Genomic DNA, 4,683 nt, shown 5'->3' with positions numbered 1-4,683 from the left:
ATGGTTTCAGCTTTTTTATTGCTCGTTATTTTAATTATTATATTAAACAAGGTGAATATTAATAACTATTAATGCCTGTTACGTTCGTTAACAGTTTCTTTGTTGTTGTATACCTTTCCGTCTATATAATTTGCGACCTTGGAATATTGTAAGGTGCACATCTTTATATGCTTAAAATGGCGTCAATGAAGTCATACTATAATGACTACATTAAAGATATCTCGATCGTCTTTTTATTGCTATTACCGTTAACGATCTGTAATGCGATCACTATTTTCGTCGGTCATGCTCTAAATATTGCTGATTTTGCAGATGCTGCTAATAAGTTTTTTTATTTTTCTAACTTATTAATAGGTATTTATCCTATTACATTATGCATTATTACGAGTTATTACATTGCGACTAAGCATGGCGTTAATGCGATGGTTGTGGTGCCTTATTCATTATTAATGTTCATTGCTGTATCCGTGCCAAATGGTTTAGTGGCAGCTAATTTTAGCTTACCTAATAACCCATTAATTGCGTTACTGGCAGCGATGATCTCAGCCATGTGTTGTGTATCATTTCGCCTATTTCCATTAGATCCGTCGCGTATTGATTTTGTTAAAACGCTATATAAGCACGTAGCCCATTTCTTTGGTTTTCTTTTATTAACGCTACTGCTTGCAAAGTTAACAGAACATGTTATTGAGTTAAGTAAAGGCGCTAGCCAATATATTGCATTGAACCCGTTGACCTTTTTTGGCGGATTAGCTTATCAGTTTATTCTTGGTTTATTAGGGGCTGTTGGGATCAATGGACATAACTTCCTATTTCGAGCAAAACAGCAATTATTTGAAGATACTCAACTGCATTTAGTTGCATGGCAAGCCGGGGATGCGCCGTTACCGATTTTGGGGCAGGGTTTTTACGATGCTTTCATGTCAATGGGCGGTTCGGGTAATACAATCAGTTTATTACTTTGTATTTTATTATTCTCAAAGGATCGCCGCCATATCACGTTGGCGATTTCAGCGATCCCGTTAGTGATTTTCAATATTAACGAGTTATTGTTGTTTGGTTTACCTATCATATTTAACCCGTTGTTGATCGTACCGTTTGTTTTTGTACCGTTGGTTAGCTTTGTTGTTGTTTATAGTGCGATGTCACTTGGCTTGGTAAACCATGTTGGCACTATTGTTGACTGGATGACGCCACCATTTATCAGTGGTTATATTGCGACGCAAAATAGCATTGGTGGGGTAGTACTCCAGTTTGTGGTGATCACGTTAGGGGTACTGATTTATCGTCCATTTTATTTAAATTATGTAGGGCGAAGCCGTCAAAGTAATATGACAATGACGCGTCAGTCTGAAATAGAAAGCTCAACGCTGAAGTCATTTTTAGGTGATGTGAATAAAGCGATGGGAAGTTACATCAGCAAGCATGATATTAGTCGTCGTGTGAACAATATGCTGAATAATGGTGAGTTTGTGATGCATTACCAGCCACAGGTTAATGTTAATGATCCATCACATTTATCGTTTGAGTCTTTGGTGCGTTATAAAGATAAAACAGGAAAGTTAATTCCCCCCGTGTTTATTGATGACTTTTATCAATTGGGTGCTATTAAGCAGCTAGATCAAATGGTGATTGATCTGGTGTTAACCGATATGAAAAAATTGCCGCTTGAGCATGGTTGTAAAGTGTCGGTGAATATTTCAGCAGAGAGCATTGCCGATCCAGCGATTATTCATTTCGTTTTAGAGCGCTTACGTTTTTACGAGATTGAGCCATCTAGTTTAGAAATTGAAATCACAGAAGAAGCGATTATTACCAATGACAAACAGATCGCAAAAAATATCGAAGCGTTACAAGCATTAGGGATCACGGTTGCCATTGATGACTTCGGCTCTGGCTATGCGTCTTTCCCGCATTTGCTGAAGTTCCACTTTGATAAAGTGAAGCTCGATCGTTCATTATTATTGAATACGCAAAATGAGCGAGAGAAAAACCTTTATCAGTTATTGGCTAAAATCAGCGAAGTAACAGGTTGTGTGCTGGTGGCTGAAGGTGTTGAAACAGAAATTGAAGAGCAGTTTGTTGCAGGTTGCGGTATTGATATTATTCAAGGTTATTATTTTGCCAAGCCGATGCCATTAGAAGAGGCTCAGAAATGGGCTTGCACTAAAATTCATGCATAAATAAAAGCCACAGTATCATGCTTACTGTGGCTTTGTTTTTATTGAGTGGGGAATATTAACTTAGCAGTATCAAAACCCGCTTGTTTAGCAATCATGAGGTACTTTTGACGTTGCTCTTTGCTAAGTTGTTTATGCCTTGATAATAGCCAGAGATAATCATAGTTATAGCTACTGATCAGTGCGGTGGAATAGTCAGGCTCTAAATAGAAAATGATATAGCTACCGTAGAAAGGGCCAAAAAACGAAACTTTTAGGTAACCAATATCTTGTGTTTGAACGAATTTGGCTTTTCCTACTGCTTCTTTCCATTGCTGCGTTTGTGTATTTAATCCCTTATTTATCACTTTCACACTACCATCGTCATTCATGCTGTAAGTAGCCGTGACATGATCTAAGTTACGCTCAAAGCTATGATCGAGGCGGGCAATTTCATACCAAGTACCGAGATACTTATTGAGATCAAAAGAGGAAACTGGCGTGATAGTTTCTGGTTTGCCTGTCGTACACCCACTGAGCGCTGTCATGAGTATTGTGAAGAATAGTGCTCGTATAGCCATTAACTTTCCTTAATTTGTTGGCGATGAAAATTCGACTTCCACATTGAAATTGACGTAATCATTACTGATGTAAAACGGCCAGTGCATTTTTTCGCAAATACGTTGCACAATCACCAAACCACAGCCATATCCTTGATTATAGGTCTCATTGCCATCATGACGGTTGGTGATTTTAAGGGTATCTTCATTTAACTCGATAATAATGTCACCAACACTATAGCTAAATGCATTTTTAATTAAGTTATTAATAATAATAGTGATAAAACTTGATGGTGCGGTAATAGTGCAAGGATTGCTAATGTTTAATTGGTACTGTGCATCTTGCTTAGCAAACAGTGGTGCCATAATGTCCAATTGTTTTTCTAATTCACCTGCAAGATGGCAAGTTACTAAATGGTGAGGTTCGATTTCATGCTTACCTAATAGCAAAAACGTTTCTGTTAAGATCTTCATTTCATCACTTGCTTGGTGCAGGCGTTTAATGGCTTTTTTAGCAATGTTTGGCTGGTTAGGCACTTTATCGAGTAAGTCCGCTGAGCCTTGAATGATCATAATGGGTGTACGTAGTTCATGAGAGGCAAAGCGACTGAACTCTTTTTCCCGCTGAAAGTAATTAGCAATTTCACGTTTACTATCAAGTAACGCTTGTTCGATCTCTCGGGTTTCTTTGTACTGCGTATCAATACTAAATTCGTTATGACTAGGCTGCATTTGGCCGATTTTTCGCTCGATCTGAGCAAATGGGTTCGATAGTGAACGAATAAAGTAAAAACTGTATGCTCCCATGATTAATGAAAGTAATGCTCCAAAAATAAAGGTGAAATAATGGAGGCTATCTTCATAATCATCAAGGTAGTCATCGGCATCGTCTTGATATACCACATACATCAAGCCTTTGCCTGAAGGGTGTTTAAACACAATAAAGTGTTTATCTTCAGTGCCACGTAAATGCTCATAAAAGCCGGGTTTATTATAAGGTGCTAACCATTCAGGTAATGATTTTAGGCTCCAATAGCTTTTAAATTCACTATTGTTAGGAAGCGGAGCTTGTTCGCCCATCTTGTCATAGTCGATCACATATTGGCTGGATTCTTTATCTAACCAATGGTGGAGGCTGATCACTTCTAATTGGTTTTCAGCGATATAAATGACGATCCAAAAAAGCACAAACATACTGAATGCCATGAAACTGACACTCAATCCGACTTTGCGATAGATACTTGGATAGTGCTTAAGCTTTGATGCGGTAACCTTGTCCATGAATAGTCTCTAATCGTGATTCAGAAAAGCCTTTATCAATGGCGTTGCGTAAGCCGTAAATATGGCTGCGTAATGCATCACTGCATGGTGATTCATCACCCCAGATGGTTTCCATGATTTGCTGGCGAGTGACAATGTTAGGCGCTTGACGGATCAGTAGCTTAAGAATCTTAAGTTGAATACGGCTTAACTTAATAACCTGATCGTCTCTACGTACTTCATCAGTTTGGTTATTAATTTGAATATCGGCAAAACGTAAAATACCGATATCTTTACGCTGTCCTCGATTTGCTAGCGCTTGAATACGTAGACATAACTCTTCCATGGCAAAAGGTTTGAGTAAGTAATCATCACCACCGGCTTTAAATGCAGCGATTTTGTCATCTAATGTGTCTTTGGCGGATAGAAATAGAATAGGCGTACCGCACAGAAGATCTGCTCGTATTTTTTCAACAGCAGAAATACCATCAATTTTAGGCATCATGATATCCATGATGATCACATCATAATGGTTATCTTCGATAAGTTTTAGGGCGCCTTCGCCATGATAAGCGCAATCAACAATATTGTTTTCAAGCTCTAAATAGTCAGAGATAGTTTCAACAATTTGGTAGTTATCATCAACAATAAGAATTTTCACGATTGACCTTATGTTTTTCACGAATACTTCACGAACGCAATAT

The 4,683-nt window shown here is 38.1% G+C and carries 4 protein-coding genes; 1 reads left to right on the top strand and 3 read right to left on the bottom strand.

Going from position 1 to position 4,683, the window contains the following annotated elements; translation table 11 throughout:
* Positions 1-167: 167 nt before the first annotated feature.
* Positions 168-2,183 carry an EAL domain-containing protein gene (locus tag E5A76_RS09390; protein WP_161118756.1) on the top strand — a complete coding sequence of 672 codons (2,016 nt, stop codon included), beginning with the start codon at positions 168-170 and terminating at the stop codon, positions 2,181-2,183.
* Positions 2,184-2,221: 38 nt separating this feature from the next.
* Here the strand turns inward: E5A76_RS09390 and E5A76_RS09385 are convergent, their stop codons facing one another.
* From E5A76_RS09385 to E5A76_RS09375, 3 genes are read right to left on the bottom strand one after another with little or no spacing between them, the layout of a single operon-like run.
* On the bottom strand, positions 2,222-2,740 hold the full coding sequence (locus E5A76_RS09385) for a lipocalin family protein (RefSeq protein WP_053988337.1): 519 nt from the start codon (positions 2,738-2,740) through the stop codon (positions 2,222-2,224).
* A gap of 9 nt (positions 2,741-2,749) precedes the next feature.
* Positions 2,750-4,000: a sensor histidine kinase gene (locus tag E5A76_RS09380; protein ID WP_161118755.1), complete on the bottom strand. Its 1,251-nt coding sequence runs from the start codon at positions 3,998-4,000 to the stop codon at positions 2,750-2,752.
* Positions 3,972-4,640 (bottom strand): response regulator transcription factor, encoded by a 669-nt coding sequence (locus tag E5A76_RS09375; RefSeq protein ID WP_053988335.1) that lies wholly within the window; start codon positions 4,638-4,640, stop codon positions 3,972-3,974. The genes E5A76_RS09380 and E5A76_RS09375 overlap by 29 nt, the downstream gene beginning before the upstream one ends.
* Positions 4,641-4,683: the final 43 nt, after the last annotated feature.

This window comes from Photobacterium lucens (genome assembly GCF_009873615.1).
GTDB classification, from domain to species: domain Bacteria; phylum Pseudomonadota; class Gammaproteobacteria; order Enterobacterales; family Vibrionaceae; genus Photobacterium; species Photobacterium lucens.
This window is presented reverse-complemented; position numbering and strand designations above follow the sequence as displayed.